Origin of the sequence: Methanolobus chelungpuianus, assembly GCF_024500045.1 — an archaeon.
GTDB classification, from domain to species: Archaea; Halobacteriota; Methanosarcinia; order Methanosarcinales; family Methanosarcinaceae; genus Methanolobus; species Methanolobus chelungpuianus.
This window is the reverse complement of the sequence record NZ_JTEO01000005.1, coordinates 188921-208075: the sequence shown is the minus strand read 5'-3', so window position 1 is coordinate 208075 and position 19155 is coordinate 188921. Positions and strand designations below refer to the sequence as shown.

Genomic DNA, 19155 nt, shown 5'->3' with positions numbered 1-19155 from the left:
GAATACTTTCTATGATACTAACGGGGGAGTACAAATGGGAGTTACAGGTATAATCCCTGCCTATAACGACGAGGCCAATATACATGACGTCATCAAAAAGGCAGGCCTATATGTTGACAATATAGTAGTTGTGGATGACGGAAGTACAGATTCCACTGCATACATAGCTGAGAAAATGGATGCACACGTAGTAAAGCATAATGAACACAAAGGTAAAATGGAAACACTCAGGACAGCCTTCAAATATTCGCAGCAGTTCGGGAATGGTCCTGTCATAATAATCAATGCGGATGACCTGTATGACCCGGATGCCATCCCAAAGCTTATCACTCCGGTCATGTGGAGCGAGGCGGATGCGGTCGTAGGTTATAACGATTACCCCGGTGCGGGACTTAACCGTGATCTGCAGTCCCTCATTGATGCTGCTCCTTATCTTGATTCTGATGGAAAGTATCTCTCTAAGTATCTCTCGGAAAACATCGGTTTTACAGCCTTCTCGTCGCTTTCCACGGCAGCTCTTACCTTCACCGAGGATAGCCTTCCTGAGGAGCTCTGTCTTGTAAAGGATGCACTGAATGCAGGCTTCAAGCTGAAGGAAGTGAATGTCAGGAAGGTTCATGAAAGGAACACCGATGCTTTCTATAAGTACAAGATCGGAGTGGTAGTGCCTGCATATAATGAAGAGAAACTGATACGCACAACTATAGGGGGCATTCCGGCTTATATAAAAAGGATATATGTGATCAACGATGCCAGTACGGACAGGACCGCAGAGGTGCTGGGCTCTATCAATGATCCGAGGCTGTTTGTCATTACACATGAGCAGAACCAGGGCGTGGGTGCCGCAATAAAGCACGGCTATAAACGTGCCCTTCAGGAGGACATGGATATTGTGGTGGTGATGGGAGGGGACAACCAGATGAATCCAGCGCACCTGCCCGGCCTGCTGATGCCCATCATCGAAGGCAAGGCCGATTATACCAAAGGTAACCGCTTAAGCTGTGACGAGTTTCGCTGCGGCATGAGCTCCTGGCGATTGCTGGGTAACAACATGCTTAGCCTTGTCACGAAGATCGGGAGCGGATACTGGCATATAATGGATCCGCAGAACGGCTATACTGCCATCTCCAAGCATGCGCTGTCCAATATCGGTATTGACAGCCTTTACACTTATTACGGCTATTGCAACGATATGCTTGTCAAGCTCAACACTTTCGGGTTCAGGACCCTTGACGTCACAATGCCTGCACACTATGGTGAAGAGAAGTCCAGCATAAAGTACGGGAGATACATGTCCAAGGTATCTGTCATGCTCTTCAGGAAATTCCTGTGGCGCCTCAAGGTCAAATACTCAGTAATGAGTTTCCATCCGCTGATCTTCTTCTACGTGTTCGGGATGCTATTCCTGCCTGTGGGAGTGCTCACCGGATTGTATATATTGCTCTCAGGACTGCTTACCGGATGGCCTGTGCCTGCCAGCCTGCCGCTTGTAGGTGCATTGTTCTTCATCGCAGGACTTCAGATGATCCTTTTTGCAATGCTCTTTGACATGAGGGAGTGTTACAAGACAATGGGCACCAACCTGTGATCGTGGGACAACTGCAAAATAAGAGGACCCTTGTTATCTATTTTATAGGTCGCAGGGTCCGTTTTTAATTATATTTTCCAATATCCGGCCTTAATGCAAGGTGGGCACAAAGTGATATCGGTATTTAGGATTTACTTGCCGTCTGCGCCGGAGAACACATTGTTCTCAATTACAGGGGCATCAACGTTTTCCAGTAATATTGCTTTTTCTTCTCCGTTATTCCAGTCAGCGGTATCTGCAAGAGTGTTGCCTGATACAGTTACGTTCATGTATGGCTTTGTCACGCTGTCCGAGGCCTTCGCACCGCCGAGAATATGGATGCCTGCAGGCTGCTCTGCATCAAAGTTCCCTTCGATCGTGTTGCCTGTTACGGTCAGGTGATGCAGTGGTACGGGATACCTGTCGTCGTCATTGATATGGGCTAAGAACATAGGTGTCCTGGTATCTCTGATGGTGTTGTTCTCAACGTAGAGGTAGTTGGCTCCGTGACTGTCGATAGCCTCGCCGGCCGGGTTGTTCTCAATGGTATTGTTGCGGATGTAAACCTGATCTGAATATGGGTAGGTACTGCTTCCCTTCATCACCGCAATGCCATAAGCATTTGAATTCGTTCCATTGACATTGATGTTCCTTAAGGTATTGTCCTCAACGGTCACATTGCTGGCTCCTTTGCCTATCATCACACCGGCATAGCCGTAGTCAAGGAACCGGTTATCCTCAATGGTTATGTTCTGGTTGCTGTCTGATGCGGAGCTGGTCCCTAGGTATATTCCGAAGTCCCTGAAATTGCGCAGGGTGTTCTCCCGGATAAAGGCATTGCTGCTGTTCTGGATGTAGATGAGCCCATTGTTCCCGGCACGGTCCAGGTACTCCTCATCAGGGTTGCTGAACTCGAGACCTTCTATGGTGACATTGTTCTGGTCGGTTATTGTAAATATGGTGTATCCGGTAACGATGGCGTCATTGCCTATGAGACTGATATCTGACTTAAGGGCTATGGGTGAGCTTACAGAATAGGTCCCGTTCTCAAAAGTGATTGTTCCGTTACTTTCCACAGCATCGACTGCAGCCTTTAGTGCGTCGGTGTCGGCGTTCCCGATATATACGGTCTCCCCGCTACCCGTAAGGACAGTGGTTGTAGTTCCTTTCTTAGAAATAGAGATGCTGGAGTCTGTGACACCAGCATTGTTCACCGCAGGGGCGGTATTCTGAGCTTCGTTCAGGGTCGTTACTTTCAGTGCTCCATTGGAAGTAGCGAACTTTGATGTGTCCTGTCCCTCCACGCTTACAGCATAGGTGTGGCCGTAGCCAGGGGTTGAGAACGCATCATAGTCCACAGAGGCGTCGAACTCATTGTTCTTCATGGTGACACTGAAGTCCTTTGCAACAGGTATCATCTCAACACCTAATGTGGAGCCTGATATTCTCTTGATGTTAGTGACCTTATTGTCTTCAAGCACCAGGTTGTTGGCATTGTTCAGGTTGATGCCTGTTCCGCCCACGCCGGTTATGGTGTTGTTGTTAATGGTGCCTCCGTCAACATCCCTGAGCACTATGCCTCCGTCATCGCTGACAAGCCAGCTGTTGACATCCTCTATGATGTTGTCGGAGATGGTCACATTCATGTGCGGTCCCGCATTGTTGCGTGCACCGAGCACATGTATGCCGGAGTGCTGTTTGTCGGGGGAGTTCATGTTCCCTTTGACATAGTTCCCGGTAATGACTATGGTGTGCAGTGGCAGGGGATATGTGCCCTCGCTTGTCTGGTAGGAGGCTGCTATGGGCACCTTACAGTTGATGACTGTATTGTTCTGGATGTACACGTTGTTCGCACCGTGGCTGTCGATACCTTCCCACACGGGGTTGTTCTCGATATGGTTGTTCCTGATGTATATGTACTCAGAGTGCTTGTATGAATTGCTTCCCTTTGCAAGTGCAATGCCATATGCGTTTGCATTCACTTTCTTTACATTGATGTTCTTGAAGGTGTTATCCTCCACATATATGTAATTGGACTGTTTCCATATCATCACTCCGGCGTAACCATAATCAAGGAACTCATTGTTCCTGATGCTTATATTCTCGTTGGAGTGGGAAGTTGAGCCTACTGCAATGTTGATGCCGTAATCCCTGAAATTGCGGAACGTATTGTCCTCTATTACAAGGTTCTCGCTGTTGGTGATGTCAATAAGGCCCTTGGTCGCGGCAACTGCAGTGTAGGATGCAGTAGGATTTGTGAATTCGAATCCTCTTATTGTGACATCTGTCTTGCCGGTTATCGTGAATACGATGTATCCTTGCAGAACTGCATTATCTCCAACAAGTTCGATGTTGGACTTCAGTTCCACAGGTGAGCTGATGGAGTATGTTCCGGGGTTGAACAGGATCACACCTTCATCGATTGCATTGACCGCAGCTTTTACGGCCTCCACGTCATTGGTTCCGGTGTATATGACCTTTCCATCAGTCATCTGGACACTAATAGTGCCGGCGTCTTTAGATATGCTTATTGATTCGTTGAGCTCTGCAGGACTGTCCGTAAGAACAGCAGCAGAAGCTGTTGCCCCCAAACTTAAGTTAAGGAACAATATAACCATTAAAAGGTTTGTGGTGGTTTTCCATCTGATAGCCATTTTTGACCTCTTAAACGTGTTTATTTGCGCTAGTTCGGGCTTTTCTTTAAGCTACTAGGTCATTTACCTGCCAGTATACTTCTATCAGCATGTCCTGCAAGGGACAAGGATCCGGATATGGGGAAATATCCGTGGGGAGATCCCTGCCCACGCAGAACAATATGTGATTAGTATGAACATATTGTGACGGGCTCTTCGTAGACTTTGCTTAAAGTATAAATAGTCTGGCAGACCCAAAAAAACTCTTGTGTTGTTCCGAAGCCATTTTAAGGAGATTCCCGGCTTTTATTTTATATGGTACCTGACAGCAGGACGTTTCAGTTATTCTTAGGACAGTTCCACGGATATAGCCTGATACAGGTACTTTGATGAGGAAATGGGTCATGGAGACCTCTCTTGCATATTATGTAAGTAGTATCCTCCTTTTATATATGGAAGCAGGCCCCATATCATCTCTAACTCATATACGGACTTCCAGCGACCCCCGGTTGGATGAAAGCAGGCATGAAAAAGGCGCTGGCAGCACCAGGATCAGCCATATGCAGACAGATGCCGTCTAAGGATGGATCAGTAGACCTTTAGCTGGGTGGTCGGTGAGTGCCTTATGGGCGACACGGGGCATATTCCCCGGATGCTTACAGGGGCATCAGGAAGGCTAAAAGAGTGCGTGAAAAATAGATAGGTGGCGGGCCGCGTTCGCAGACACGCCATCCGGGTTATTGTCTTAAGTCTTTACTTCACGATCACTGTTATAGTGTCCGTGCTTATCTGCCCCTTCATGTTTGTCACTGTAAGGGTGACAACATAATTGCCGGGTTCCTCGAAAGTATGTGTGACCTTCATGCCGGTGGCATCCTTCTGGATGCCGTTGGATGCATCAAAGTCCCATGAATAGCTGACTATTCCATAACTGTCGGAGGATTCGCCTCCATAGAACACCACGGTGTTCCCGTCATCAGTTAACCTGCCTCCTGCATTTGCTACCGGCCCCTCCACTGAAGATTCTGAAGGTTCAGTATCCTCCGGAACCACCAGTCTCATGCCATCGTTCGAGTTATCGAACATGGATGTATCCTGGTCCCTTACGCTCACTTCATAGACATTTCCGGACTCGCTCTCTGCACGGGCATGGTAAGCCACGGAGCTGTCGAAGGTGTTGCTTATGAGGGTTGCATTGAAGTCCGTACCGTTTGCCAGCAACTTTACTCCAATGGTGGAGGAGCCTGAGATATCTCTCATGCTACTGACGGAGTTGTTCTGCATGACGACATTGTCCGCATTATCCAGGTTGATACCTGCGACGCCTGCCCCGGAGATCTCATTGTTCTCAATGACAGCTCCGTCTGTGTTACGCAGCATGATGGCTCCGCCTTCATTGAGAAGCCAGTTATTGACATCAGTAATGTTGTTACCGGAGACCTTCACTGCCTGGTAAGGCTGAACGACGGTTCCGTCCTTGCTGATGCCTCCGAAGATATAGATACCTGCATCCTGTTTGTCAAGGCTGAGGTTTCCTATAACGGAGTTTCCGGTCACTGAGAGATTATGCAGTGCCTCAGGATAGTTATCATCATCGTTGACGTGGATAAGGATGATGGGTATCCTGGTATCCCTGATGGTGTTGTTCTCAATGTAGAGGTTGTTAGCTCCGTGACTGTCGATACCCTCTGATACGGGGTTGTTCTCGATAGTGTTCCCACGGATATACACATACTCGGAATACTCATATGCGCTGCTTGATTTCATGACCGCCACTCCGTAGGAGTTCGGGTACATGGCCCTTACATTGATGTTCCTGAACAGGTTGTCCTCAACAGTTACATTGCTTGCCTGCTTGCCGATCATAATTCCACAATAACCGTAATCAAGGAACTGGTTGTCCCTTACAGTGATCTGCTTGTTGTGATCGGATGTTGTGCGGGTGGCAAGGTATATGCCGAAGTCCCTGAAGTTGCGGAAGGTGTTGTCCCGGACAGTGATGTTCTCGCTGTTCTGGATATCAAGGAGTCCGTTGTTCCCGGCACGTCCGAGGTACTCCTCGTCAGGGTTACTGAACTCGAATCCTCTTATGGTGATGTTTGTTTCATCCTTTATGGTGAATATATTGTATCCACTGAGCACAGCATTGTTCCCTACCAGTTCCGTGTCTGAATTGAGAGCAATAGCCGAGCTTATAGCATAGGTTCCCTCCTCGAAAACTATAGTTCCCTGATATGCGTTGTTCAGGGCAGCTTTGACAGCTTCAACGTCATTGCTTCCACTGTACACTACGGTACCATCCTCTGTCTTGACAACAGTGGTGCCGGCGTTCTTGGAAATGCCTATCCATGAGTTGGTGAGATCAGTGTTATCAGTGTTATCTGATGTATCCTCATTTACGGCGCCAGGCTGTGGTGGTGTAAGTGGTGGGGTGTAGGGTGACGTAATGGCATTTGAGTCTGTCTGAACATTAAGCCTCAGAGCGCCTGTGAACTTTGACTGTACCTGGTTGACCAGGGTCACGGTATAGACGTTACTACTCTTCGGGTAAGAATATCCATGATAGTTCACAGTGCTGTCAAACTTGTTGTTCTTTATTGTGGCGGTAAAGCTCCTTGCAACAGGTGACATTTTGACACCCATCGTTGAGCCTGATATCTTCTTCAGGTTCTTGACATCATTGTTCTGCACCAGCGCATTGTTCACATTGTTCAGGTTAATGCCTGTTCCGCCCACGCCGGTAATGAGATTGTTGTCGACGACGACCCCGTCAACATCCCTGAGAACAATTCCTCCGTCATCGCTGACAAGCCAGCTGTTGACATCGACGACAGTGTTGCCCGATACAGTCACGTTTGTATATGGTTTTGCGTAGTTGCGTGCACCAAGTACGTGTATGCCGGAGTGCTGCTTCTCAGGGGCGTTCATGTTCCCCTTTACATAATTTCCGGTAATGACTATGGTGTGAACTGGCAAAGGATATGTGCCTTCATTGGTCTGGTAGGAGACCGCTATGGGCACCTTACAGTTGATGACTGTATTATCCTGGATATAAACATGGTTTGCACCATGGCTGTCGATACCTTCCCATACGGGAGAGTTCTCTATCCAGTTGTTCCTGATATAGATATATTCTGAGTGTTTGTAGGAATTGCTTCCCTTGGCAACTGCTATCCCGTATGCATTGGCGTTGACCTTCCTCATATTGATGTTCTTGAAGGTGTTATCCTCCACATATATGTAGTTGGACTGCTTACCGATCATCACGCCAGCATAACCATAATCAAGGAAGCTGTTATTCTTTATGCTTATGTTCCTGTTGTAGTGGGATGTGGAACTGACTCCTACGTAGACTCCGTAATCCCTGAAGTTACGGAAGGTGTTCCCCTCTATCAGACAGTTGTTGCTGTTGACGATGTTGATAAAGCCTCTGCTGGAAGCAATTGCAGTATATGTTGCAGTAGGGTTACTGAACTCGAAACCCCTTACTGTGACGTTTGTCGCACTGGTTATCGTAAATACGTTGTATCCCTTTATTATTGCATTCTTTCCTACAAGTTCAATATTAGACTTGAGCGCAACGGGAGTGGCGATATTGTACGTTCCCTGATTGACAAGAATAGTACCTTTACTGATAGCATTGACCGCGGTATTAAAGGCCTGTACATCGTTGGTGCCGCTGTATAGGATCTTGCCGTCGATTGTCTGTACCCGCGTAATGCCGGCGTCTTTAGATATGCTTACTGAGTAGTTCACCTCTGTTGAGCCGTCGCCGACGGCTGCTGAAGAGAGCGCTGCCCCTAAACTTATATTAAGGACTAAAAAAGCCAATAAAAGGCCTATTGTTTTTCTTTTAACATACATTTTTGACCTCTGAAATCTGTTTTTCACAAATAGGGTTTTATATTGTTCAGGTCAACCTGTGTGCAATATTTCCACGCAGGATCTTGCCTGTTCGGCATCAGGAATGCAAAAATTACGCATGTATTTCCGTTTTGCAGAACAAACTGGTATCTTTCGTGATATATTGTGACAGGCTAATCGTAAGTATTCTTGAAAGTATAAATACTCTGTCAGATTCAAAAAGTAAATCAAGTGTGCTTTCCAGCCTGCTACGCGTGATATATCCAAATTGGAATAGCTATCGTGCAGTACTCTGGCAAAAATTAAACTTTATTTATATTATCTATGTATCAACATTGGAAACAATGTGAATCTGTCTATATTGGGAATTGATCGGAATTTCTCTGATTCGAAAAGAATATCTGTAATGTGGTGAAATCCCAAGGGAATTACGGATTGGTGTGCAGCATAAAAGCGCAACTCATGGTATTTACGGTGGAGCGATGAATCCGGATACGAAAAAGACAAAAAAGAATAGCATCAGAGAGATCATGAAAATGAGCAAGAGCCTTGATCTCTATGCACTTGCAACGGTAATATGCTTTGCCCTGGCAATAGGCCTCTTCTTACAGAAGGATCTCATTGCGGGACTGGGATGGCTGGTGGCATCCCTGGTATCTGCGATGTCAGCATACAGGGAAATAACGCTTAAAAGATGGAGCTATTAGAATTAGATAAAAAAGCCAGGCTGGGAGCTTGCTGTCCCCAGCCTGCCGGGGGATGCTCAGCTTACGATCACTGTTAAAGTGTCTGTGGCCGCCTGACCTTTCACATTGCTCACTGTCAGGGTAACGACATACCTGCCGGTCTTCTCGAAAGTACGTGTGACCGTCATGCCGGTGGCATCCTTCTGGATACCATTGGATGCATCAAAGTCCCACGAGTATGAGATTATCCCGTATCTGTCGCTGGATTCCCCTCCATAGAACGTAGCGGGGGTGCCTGCCTTAACATATCTTGTACTGGCATCAGCGACCGGAAGTTCACTGCCAGAAGGCTCGTCCAGGAAGATAAGTTCAATGCCGTCGTTGGCAAAATAGAATTTAGATACATCCTGGTCAGACACGCTTACCTGGTATACATACCCGAAAGTGGAGTATGAATATGCGTGATAGCTTGCAGAGGCATCAAGGTCATTGCTCCTGAGCAGCACATTGTATTTCTTGTCCACGGGCAGCATCTTGATACACATGGTGGGCCCTGACAGTGTTCTGAGACCGCTGATGATGTTGTTCTGCACGATCACATCACCTGAGTTCTGCAGGTTGATGCCTGTACCTCCTGCACCTGATATCTCATTGCCTGAGAGCATTGCCCCGCCAACGTCCTTCATGACGATGGCACCGTCATTGCCCAGCAGCCAGTTATTGACATCCTTTATCTTATTGCCTGATATATCGACATTCTGATACGGCTTTGTCACTGTTCCTGCCTTGTTGCGGCCTCCGAAGACATAGATGCCCGGGTCCTGTTTTTCAGCGGCATAGTTTCCATTGATGGTATTGCCTGTCACGGACAGGTTGCTGAGCGCGGCTGGATATGCATCGTCATCGTTGACCTGGACGATATACATCGGCATCCTGCAGTCTGTGATGACGTTGTTCTCAATGAAAAGATAGTTGGCTCCGTGACTGTCTATAGCTTCTCCGGTGGGGTTGTTCTCAAGGACATTGTTGCGGATGTAGATGTACTCAGAGTACGCCGATGAACTGCCTGCTTTCATGACAGCAATGCCATAGGAGTTTGCATACATGGCTCTGGTATTGATGTTCCTGAAGACGTTTTCCTCTATATGGAGCTGGCTTGCCTGCTTTCCTATCATAATTCCACAATAACCGTAATCAAGGAACTGGTTGTTCTTGATCGTGATCTGCTTATTGCTGTCGGATGCTGTACGGGTAGCGAGGAATATGCCGAAGTCCCTGAAGTTACGGAAGGTGTTATCCCTGACAATCACATTATTACTGTTCTGGATATCAATGAGTCCGTTGTTCCCGGCACGCCCGAGGTATTGTGCATCCGGGTTGCTGAACACAAAACCGCTGACCGTGACATTTGTCAGGCCATTCATCCTGAATATGTTGTAGCCACTGAGCACTGCCTTGTTACCTTGCAGTGTAATGTCCGACTTGAGGGCTATCGCGGAACTGATGCTGTATGTACCTTCATTGAATACAATGGTGTTCTTATCTGCCGCATTCACTGCAGCCATAATCGCATCCATATCACTGTTTCCGCTGTAGAGTGTCTTTCCATCGGCTGCCTTGACCGTTGTAGTGGTCCCGCTCTTGTAGATGTTCATATCTGTGCTTGCAGGTGCGGAAGGCACCGGCTCTTTGAGTATCGTCAGCTGCAGTACTCCGTTGGGGTTATAGAACTTGGAGGTGTCCTGGTTCAGCACACTCACACGATATTTATAGCCCCAGTTGCTGTATCCGTAAGAGTGGTACACCACAGAACTGTCAAAAACGTTGTTCTTAACGGTTATTGTGCAGTCCTTATTGACGGGCATAAGCTTCAGTCCCTTGGTGGGGCCTGATATCCCGAACATGCTCTTCACATTGTTGTTCTGGATGAGGAGGCTGTCCGCGTTGAGCAGGTATATGCCTGTGCCGCCCACGTTTGACATCTGGTTGTTCTCTATGGTCCCTCCCTTTACATCCCTGAGCACTATGCCTCCGTCATCGCTGACCAGCCAGCTGTTGACATCCGCTATGGTGTTATCGGACACTATCGCATTCTGGTATGGCTGGACATTGTTGCGGGCGCCAAGTACGTGTATACCTGAGTGCTGCTTGTCTGCCGACTTCAGGTTTCCTCTGACATAGTTGCCTGTAATGGTCACGTGGTGCACTGGCTCGGGATATGTACCCTCACTATTGATCTGCGCTACTATGATAGGTATCTTACAGTTGATCACCGTGTTGTCCAGGATATACACATAGTTCGCACCGTGGCTGTCTATGCCTTCCCATACCGGGTTGTTTTCTATATGGTTCTTCCTGATGTAGATATATTCGGAGTATTTGTAGGTGATACTGCCCTTGGCAATGGCAACGCCGTATGCGTTGGCATTAAGTTTCCTGGTGTTTATGTTCTTGAAGGTGTTCTCGTCGACGTAGATATAGTTGGACTGCTTGCCTATCATCACGCCGGCATAGCCATAATCAAGGAAGCTGTTATTCTTTATGCTTATGTTCCTGTTGTAGTGGGATGTGGAACTGACAGCAACATTTACTCCGTAATCCCTGAAATTGCGGAAGGTATTATCCCTTACAGTGATGTCCTTGCTGTTGATTATATCGACAAGGCCTGCTCCGCTGGCGCGGGCAAGGTAGTTTGCATCAGGGTTGCTGAACTCGAACCCTCTTATAATAATGTTGGCGGCTCCATTCATCCGGAATATCGTGTAACCTTTCATTACAGCACCATTACCTACCAGCTCAATGTTGGACTTGACCACAACTGGTGAACTTATGGTGTAGGTTCCGGGGTTGAACAGGATAGTACCCTGGCTTATAGAGTTCAAAGCTGACCTGACAGCTTCAGCATCGTTGGTGCCGGTATAGACGGTTTTTCCGTCAGCGGTTTTAACAACAGTTGTGCCGGAACTTTTAGAGATGCTGACCGAATAGTCTCCAGTGCCACCGGTGGCTGCTGCGGAAGTTGCTGCTCCTAAACACAGGTTAAGGAACAAAAGAACAGCTAAAATGCTGATTGTTTTCCGAAGATCCATTTTTACTCTCCACTGTGTGTTTTTTATAATTTTATCCTTCGTGTTTTTCATATAACCGTTCAAGAAATATGTTCATGATAGTGTGATTTGCTTTCTCATAACCAAACTTTACAGCAATTCCTTTTACTGAGTTATTTCAGGATGAGCAAATTATCATCTATTGAAACATATTATTACTCGTTTTTCTAAATATACTATGTCTCATATATAAATTATCTCATATTGAAGAAAAAGTATAAGTTTTAATGGGGTTTTGTGCATAAGCATGCTTCAAACATATTAATTTGAGATGTGATTATAAAAATAGTAAACTCCCATTCCTTAGGTAGCTATCGGAAGTCCGGAAATGTTGCAGTGTGAACAGGACTTTTTCGTCTGCAGAAGCTCTCAACCAAAAAGCATGGTCATTAAAAACCTATTGAAAGCAGGCATGAAGCTTATTTGTGGGTGAAGGCATAATCGGCATCATAATAGATGCAGTTCTTTCTGATGTCTATTGTGTTGTCCCTGATATCAATTATGTACGAATCCTTGGCCTGCGACACACTAATGCCGTAAATAGGCTTGGATATCCGGACAAGCTTCTTTATGTCATTGTCATATACCTGAACATTGTTCGCGCCTGCCAGATTGATGCCGGTTCCTCCTACATTCGAGATCCTGTTGCCAAAAACCCTGGCACCGTCGACATTCATCAGCACTATTCCCCCGTCATTGGAGTGAAGCCAGTTGTTCACATCGCTGACAGTGTTACCGGATATGATAATATCCCTGTATGGCTGGATGAGCCCTCCGGAACCACGTCCACCGATCACATAGATGCCCGAGTCCTGTTTTGTTGCGCTCATATTCCCTTTGATGTAGTTCCCCTTGATGGTGACATTATGTACGGGTTCAGGATAGAGGTTATCGCTGTTTATCTGGGCAACGGAAATCGGTATCCTGCAGTCCGTTATGGTATTGTCCAGGATGTAGACATGGTTTGCGCCATGGCTGTCGATACCTTCCCACATGGGATTGTTCTCGACGACATTATTGCGGATGTATATGTATTCGGAATACCTGTATGTGCTGCTGCCTTTTGCAAGGGCCACCCCATAAGAGTTGGGGTTTATTTTCCTTGTGTTTATATCCCTGAACAGGTTGCCCTCGACAAATATCTGGCTTGCCTGCTTTCCTATCATAATACCGCAGTAGCCATAATCAAGGAACTGGTTATCTTTTATGGTTATGCGGGTGCTGTGATGAAGCGGGGAGAGTGTTGATACGTACAGGCCGTAATCGCCAAAGTTCCTGAACGTGTTCTCCAGGATCTGGCAGTCTCTGCTGTTAGTTATTTCTATTATGCTCTTGGTGCCGGAGTGACGGCCGTAGTTCTCATCCGGATTGCTGAAGTCGAACCCTTTTACAGTGACATCTGCTGCATCAGAGATCCTGAATACGCTGTGTCCTGTTATCGTGCAGTCTTTTCCGATAACTGTAATGCCTGAGTTGAGAACAATGGAAGAAGCAACCTTGTAATTCCCCCCATCGAACAGTACGATACCCTGATCTATGGCGCTCACCGCCTTCCTGATGGCCTCGTGATCATTTGTGCCATTATATATGACTATCCCGGTACCTGCTTCCGTGACCGTTATGGTCTGATTCTTAGTCACTATGATATCGGCCTTCACAGGCACTTCCTCCTTCTCCGGGATAAAGTATCCGTAAGTGAGGTACAGTATGATCAGGACTGCAAGGACCAGAAGAGGTAAAACTATCTTTTCAGGCAGAAGGGACTTCCCGGACAGGATTTTTCCTTTGTTTCTCATTTCATTGCTCTACGGCTTTTGTTATTCTATTTCCGTTTTGCAATATGCTCCGTTATTGAAAGTAAAGAATAATGGTCATTATGATTTATTACATTGATGCTGCAAATCCTTTTTCACGACAGGGTCCTTCTGGAATTCCCTGTACCTGCTTTTCATGCCTGGAAGAGGGGCTTTCCATGACCAATATTGTTTTGCCTGCAACGGAAAGATTTGTCAAAGACTATTTAAAAATGATTATATACGAGTTAGGTATTATAGATATGGGGGTTCAATGAAAGTTCTAATTGATATAGGACATCCTGCGCATGTCCATTTCTATAAGAATATTGCGTGGGCAATGCAAAAGAACGGCCATGAGGTACTTGTCACCGCCAGGGAGAAAGACGTTACTGTCGATCTGCTTGATTCCTATGGGTTCAACTATGAGGTCTTAAGCAGGATGGGAAGCGGTAAAGGGAACCTGATGAAGGAGTGGGCCGGAAGGGATATGAAATTGCTGAAGGTAGCTTATAAGTTCGATCCCGATGTTCTCACTGGCATACTCAATCCGTGTGTGGCCCATGTTGCATGGCTGATGCACAAAAAATCACTGATCTTTACGGATACCGAGCACGCAAAACTTGCCAATCGTGCAACTCTTCCTTTTGCTGATATGGTATTCACACCAACTTCCTATGTCACTGATATCGGGAAGAAGCAGATTCGCTATAATGGCTACCATGAACTTGCATATCTCCATCCGGCACACTTCCGTCCTGATCCGGACTTCCTTTTGTCCCTTGGCCTGGACAGGAATGAAAGGATCATCGTACTAAGGTTCGTGTCCTGGGGTGCAAGCCATGATGTGGGCCAGCATGGCGTCACTAATAAGCTGGAGATGGTACGGGAACTGGGAAAATACGGAAAAGTATTCATAACTTCAGAACAGAAATTAGAACCGGAACTGGAGCAATATCGCATACATCTGAGGCCGGACAAGCTGCATGACCTGCTGTACTATGCCAGCCTGTATGTAGGTGACGGCGGTACGACAGCCGTGGAAAGTGCTATACTCGGCACTCCTTCGATATATGTTTCATCTCTGGTGGGTACAATGGGTAACTTTACCGAACTTGAAGAGAAGTACGGGCTGATGTACAGCTTTAATGATTCGGGACAGGCACTCCAGAAGGCCGTGGAGATACTCAACAATAAGCATGCCAAGCAGGAATGGGATAAGAAGAAGGATGACCTTATACGTGATAAGATAGATGTAACCGGTTTTGTAGTGGCATATATGGATTTTATCTCCAGCCAGTCCAGAAAGTGATTGATCCTGTGGGTGGGGAACATGTATGGATCAATAAGACAGCGTCCGGAAGTATGGAAAAGATTCACCGCCAATGGTGACGAGTTCAACCAGCATTCATACGTTGATAGTTATTGCAATCTTGAAAAGCACGATATCAGGGAGATCCTTTCTCCGGATGCCTCCATGATGCTTGTGGAGAACGGGCTTAAGGTCGAACTGCCTGATGAGAGGAGGTTCGGGGTATGCCTGACACATGATATAGATGACATATATCCTCCTTTCCATCATACCCTTCTGTCGATGCTGCATTCGGTCAAAGGCGCGAATCTGGAGCAGTTAAAGAAGCATAGCTTGTGGAGATTCAACGGCAAACATGAGTCTCCTTACCTTAATTTCAGGGAAATAATGGACATTGAAGAGGAGTATGGCGCCAAGTCCTCCTTTTATTTCCTGACTGCTGAGAAGGACCCGAGGAGATTCAGGTATAATATAGAAGATGCCGGAACATATATGGGGGAGATCGTGGACAGGGGCTGGGAGGTCGGGCTCCATGGTGGTTATTATTCCTATGATAACTATGAGGAGATGGTCCGGGAGAAGCAAAGGCTTGAAAACGTCCTTGGCAGGCCTGTCATAGGGTTCAGGAACCATTATTTGAGAATGAAGATCAACCAGTCATGGAAGATGCTCTCAAAGGCAGGCTTCAAGTATGACACTACATTAGGCTTTAACAATGTTGTAGGTTTCAGGAACGGGATGTGCCATCCTTTCAGGCCATACGATACCGAGGAAAGCCGGGCACTGGATATCCTGGAGATACCTCTGAACATAATGGATATAGCCCTTTTCGAATATACGGATTCTTTCAGCCAGGCCTGGGAGATGGCAAAACAGATACTTGACACGGGGGCCAAGTATAATGGTGTAATAACTGTGCTGTGGCACAACAATATTTTCAGCTCACCCAATTTAAAGGATTGGAAAAAGCTCTATGTGAAGATTCTTGATTATTGCAATCAGAAAAATGCCTGGATTACCAGTTGTGGGGATATGTATGAGTGGTGGAGAAATGCAGATATCAATTATCCATGAAAAGGATATGTGGGATAGATTTATTGACCAGAGCCCGGGTGGAACTGTATTCCATAAATGGGATTTTCTTAAGACCGTTGAAAAGCATACCGGCTATAAGCTTTTACCTTACGGTTTTTATATAAGCGAAGAGATAATGTGCGTAGTACCCCTCTTCTATAGGAATATCCGTGGTGTGAAGATGCTGTTCTCCCCTCCGCCGCAATCCGGGATACCGTACCTGGGTTTTGTGCTGAGTCGCAACTGCATGAATATGAAGTTAAGCAAGAAGGGGCAAAGGCTCTATGAGATGGGAAAGATATTCTCCGCCGAGGTGGACAGCTTATCTCCCAATTACGTGTCCGTTTGCCTCACGCCTTCCATAACCGATGTCAGGCCCTTCAAATGGAATGGTTTCATAACAGATCCTCTCTATACTTTCTATTTCAATCTTGAACATTCTCTCGACGAGATATGCGACGGCTTCAACACTTCAAAACGCACTGCCGTGAAGAAAATGGATAAGTATAACATGAAGCTTGTTGAGACTAACGATATAGGACAGTTCTATAAGAGTTCGGTGGAGAGGTACAGGGATCAGGGCCTCACGTTTCCCATAGTCAGTAAAGAATATCTCCAGGAACTGCATCAGCTGTTCCCTGCGCAAATAAAGGTCTATTCCATTACAGATGCTGAAGATAATATGATCGGGGGTGTGCTGACATCCGAGCACAGGAAACTGACCATGTGGATGGGTAGTGTGAAGCCTGCTGTGAAAGCGCCTGTCAATGAGTTCCTTTTCTGGGAGTTCATCAAGAAAAGCAAGAATGAAGGCTATCAGATAATGGAAATGGGAGGGGCCGATATCCCCCGCCTCTGCGCGTTCAAATCACAGTTCAATCCTGACATGTATGTCAATTACAGGATCTACAAGAAAGATCTCATAGGAAGCATGGCAGAATGGTTCTACATCAATGTGCACCGAAAGAGGACGTCTGCAGAGGTGTAGGATCCTGTGATCCATACTCCCTTTTCTTTTTTCCGTAGCTGTTGCAGGGTATCCTCAGCTTAGTGTTTCAACGGCCTCTTCCCCGGGAGCAAGCACTGCCAATGGTTCCGGCACTGGTGCCTGTACGGGGACAGGCAATGAAGAGCGCTGTTTTTCGATATACAGGCGCATCCACAGCTCTACGGAGATGCATCTCCAGATCTCAGTGCCCACAAAGATGCCTGATGACTCTCCTGTCAGCATCCTGTTGTACATGTCCGCCACAAGCTCGGCGTTCCAGAAGTCCCTGGACCTGAAGCTGTCCGAAGCTATTATATCGCGCATCAGCTCGATCATTGATTTTTCCTGAAGCCATTTCTGCTCAGGCGTTGCAAAGCCTATCTTGTCGTACCTGGACAGTATGCTTTGCGGCAGCTCTCCTTCCATGGCTTTCCTGAACGCATACTTGGTGACCCCTTCATGTATCTTCATTTCAGAGGGCATGGAGAATGCATACTCTACAAAGCGATAATCGAGGAAGGGAACCCTTGATTCGATAGAGAATCTCATGGAATTCTTGTCCTCGAACCTTAGCAGATGGGGAAGCGAGTATACCATCAGGCTCTCATACAGGGCTTCGTCCAGGGACGAGAGATGCCATCTGCTGTCCTTCCTGCCCTGGTTCTCCTTGATGAACTGCTGGGAGAGGAAGGGCACCTTCCGGTGATTATAGATGAGTTTCTTCATACCTGCACTGGTAGCGCGCAGCAGGAGGTATGTCAAAGGAGACAAAGAACCAGATTTGGAGTAATAGTTGTTTGTTTCCTTCATAAGATGCGGGATGTCAAGTCCCTTGAGCAGTTCGTAGTAATAATATCCATGGAAATAGTGATATCCTGCCAGTACCTCATCTGCCCCCTGCCCGTCCAGCAGGACCTTGATACCGCTGTCCTGCGCAAGCTTCATGACCCTGTACTGCCCGTACACGCTTGTCCCGCTGAATGGCTCCTCCTGTGTCATGAACAGGTCTTCAAGGTCCCGCATGAGCTCCGAAGGCTCGGGGGTCACAGCATGGCTGACCGAGCTGACCATTTCACTTATCTCCTTCTGGTAGACGGTCTCATCGATCTTCATGTCCGGGAATCTCAGGGAGAATGTCTTTATAAGGGCGTCTGGGTCTACTTTTCTCATGGTGACGACTATCGATGAGGAGTCGATCCCTCCGCTCAGGCAACTGCCTACCGGGACATCGGCAATGAGTCTCTTACGGACTGCATCCGTAAAGATCTCCCTGAGCCTGTCACTGTCATTGGCACCTTCAACCAGTCTTTCATGAACATCGTAATACCGGTTGATCTCCATTTTCCCGTTCCTGAGATCAAAGACAAGGTTATGCCCTGGCATAAGTCTCCTGATGCCCTCGAAAAAGGTGTCTTCCGTGTGATCTGTCAGGTTGTAGTAAAGGTAATCGAATATTATCGCCCTGTTTTCCTTGCGGGGTATGTCGTGTTCGAGGATGGCCTTGATCTCCGAGGCGAAAATGAAGGAACTGCCATCGTAGTAATAGTACAGGGGCTTGATCCCGAACCTGTCCCTGCTAAGGAAAAGTGTCTGCTTTGTTTTATCATAGATGCAGAAGGCCCACATGCCATTGAAATGCTGTACGCAGTCGGTGCCATATTCCTGGTAGCTGTGAAGTATGACCTCCGTATCAGTCCTGCTGTTGAAATGATGGCCCTTTTCCAGCAGGTCTTCCTTTATCTCTAAAAAGTTGTAGACTTCTCCGTTATAGATCAGGACCAGGTCCCCGTTCTCGCTATACATAGGCTGGTGCCCCTTCTCGGAAAGATCCAGTATGGACAGTCTCCTGTGTCCAAGCGACACACTGTCGTCCACATAGGCTCCTTCATCATCAGGTCCCCTGTGCCTTATGGCATCGCACATATTTTGAAGTAGCTTCGCATCCTTCCAGTTAAACCCTGTAATCCCACACATTTTACCACACATTATACTGTGGCTGTTCCCTTATAACAATTTCTGATCCGTATCATGTTTGCATAGTGCATTCTACTTATAACGGGATTCTGGAAAACATTTCTACCGGGGCATAAATCCTTGATAAGCCGCCGATAGAAGTGTATTATGTAATCAT

General features: G+C 46.8%; 11 protein-coding genes. 6 read left to right on the top strand and 5 right to left on the bottom strand.

Going from position 1 to position 19155, the window contains the following annotated elements:
• The first annotated feature begins 34 nt into the window (after window positions 1–34).
• A complete protein-coding gene (locus tag PV02_RS10025) occupies window positions 35–1588 on the top strand; it encodes a glycosyltransferase family 2 protein (protein WP_256623272.1) in 1554 nt (517 codons plus the stop codon).
• Between the two features lie 131 nt (window positions 1589–1719).
• On the opposite strand, the gene PV02_RS10020 is transcribed toward PV02_RS10025, so the two are convergent.
• Window positions 1720–4158 (bottom strand): right-handed parallel beta-helix repeat-containing protein, encoded by a 2439-nt coding sequence (locus PV02_RS10020; RefSeq protein WP_256623271.1) that lies wholly within the window; start codon window positions 4156–4158, stop codon window positions 1720–1722.
• Window positions 4159–4953: 795 nt separating this feature from the next.
• The gene (locus PV02_RS10015) at window positions 4954–8064 is read right to left on the bottom strand and encodes a right-handed parallel beta-helix repeat-containing protein (RefSeq protein ID WP_256623270.1); all 3111 of its coding nucleotides are present in this window, start codon (window positions 8062–8064) and stop codon (window positions 4954–4956) included.
• Window positions 8065–8546: 482 nt separating this feature from the next.
• Between PV02_RS10015 and PV02_RS10010 the strand changes: the two genes are divergently transcribed.
• Window positions 8547–8771 (top strand): hypothetical protein, encoded by a 225-nt coding sequence (locus PV02_RS10010; protein WP_256623269.1) that lies wholly within the window; start codon window positions 8547–8549, stop codon window positions 8769–8771.
• 56 nt (window positions 8772–8827) lie between these two features.
• On the opposite strand, the gene PV02_RS10005 is transcribed toward PV02_RS10010, so the two are convergent.
• Together PV02_RS10005 and PV02_RS10000 are read right to left on the bottom strand one after the other, a co-directional pair.
• Window positions 8828–11839, bottom strand: a complete 3012-nt coding sequence (locus PV02_RS10005; protein ID WP_256623268.1) for a right-handed parallel beta-helix repeat-containing protein — start codon at window positions 11837–11839, stop codon at window positions 8828–8830.
• Window positions 11840–12276: 437 nt separating this feature from the next.
• The gene (locus tag PV02_RS10000; protein WP_256623267.1) at window positions 12277–13653 is read right to left on the bottom strand and encodes a right-handed parallel beta-helix repeat-containing protein; all 1377 of its coding nucleotides are present in this window, start codon (window positions 13651–13653) and stop codon (window positions 12277–12279) included.
• A 71-nt stretch (window positions 13654–13724) separates the two neighbouring features.
• Between PV02_RS10000 and PV02_RS09995 the strand changes: the two genes are divergently transcribed.
• Genes PV02_RS09995 through PV02_RS09980 form a run of 4 tightly spaced genes read left to right on the top strand, consistent with a single transcriptional unit; the run spans window position 13725 to window position 17024 of the window.
• Window positions 13725–13928, top strand: coding sequence for a hypothetical protein (locus PV02_RS09995; protein WP_256623266.1), 204 nt, complete (start codon window positions 13725–13727; stop codon window positions 13926–13928).
• Window positions 13925–14962: a DUF354 domain-containing protein gene (locus tag PV02_RS09990; protein ID WP_256623265.1), complete on the top strand. Its 1038-nt coding sequence runs from the start codon at window positions 13925–13927 to the stop codon at window positions 14960–14962. The genes PV02_RS09995 and PV02_RS09990 overlap by 4 nt, the downstream gene beginning before the upstream one ends.
• A gap of 21 nt (window positions 14963–14983) precedes the next feature.
• Window positions 14984–16036, top strand: coding sequence for a polysaccharide deacetylase family protein (locus PV02_RS09985; RefSeq protein ID WP_256623264.1), 1053 nt, complete (start codon window positions 14984–14986; stop codon window positions 16034–16036).
• Window positions 16014–17024 carry a GNAT family N-acetyltransferase gene (locus PV02_RS09980; protein ID WP_256623263.1) on the top strand — a complete coding sequence of 337 codons (1011 nt, stop codon included), beginning with the start codon at window positions 16014–16016 and terminating at the stop codon, window positions 17022–17024. Before PV02_RS09985 ends, PV02_RS09980 begins: the two co-directional genes overlap by 23 nt.
• Window positions 17025–17078: 54 nt before the next feature.
• Here PV02_RS09980 and asnB read toward each other — a convergent pair whose 3' ends face one another.
• Complete coding sequence (asnB, locus tag PV02_RS09975; RefSeq protein ID WP_256623262.1) at window positions 17079–18998, bottom strand: asparagine synthase (glutamine-hydrolyzing); 1920 nt, start codon at window positions 18996–18998, stop codon at window positions 17079–17081.
• Window positions 18999–19155 lie beyond the last annotated feature (157 nt).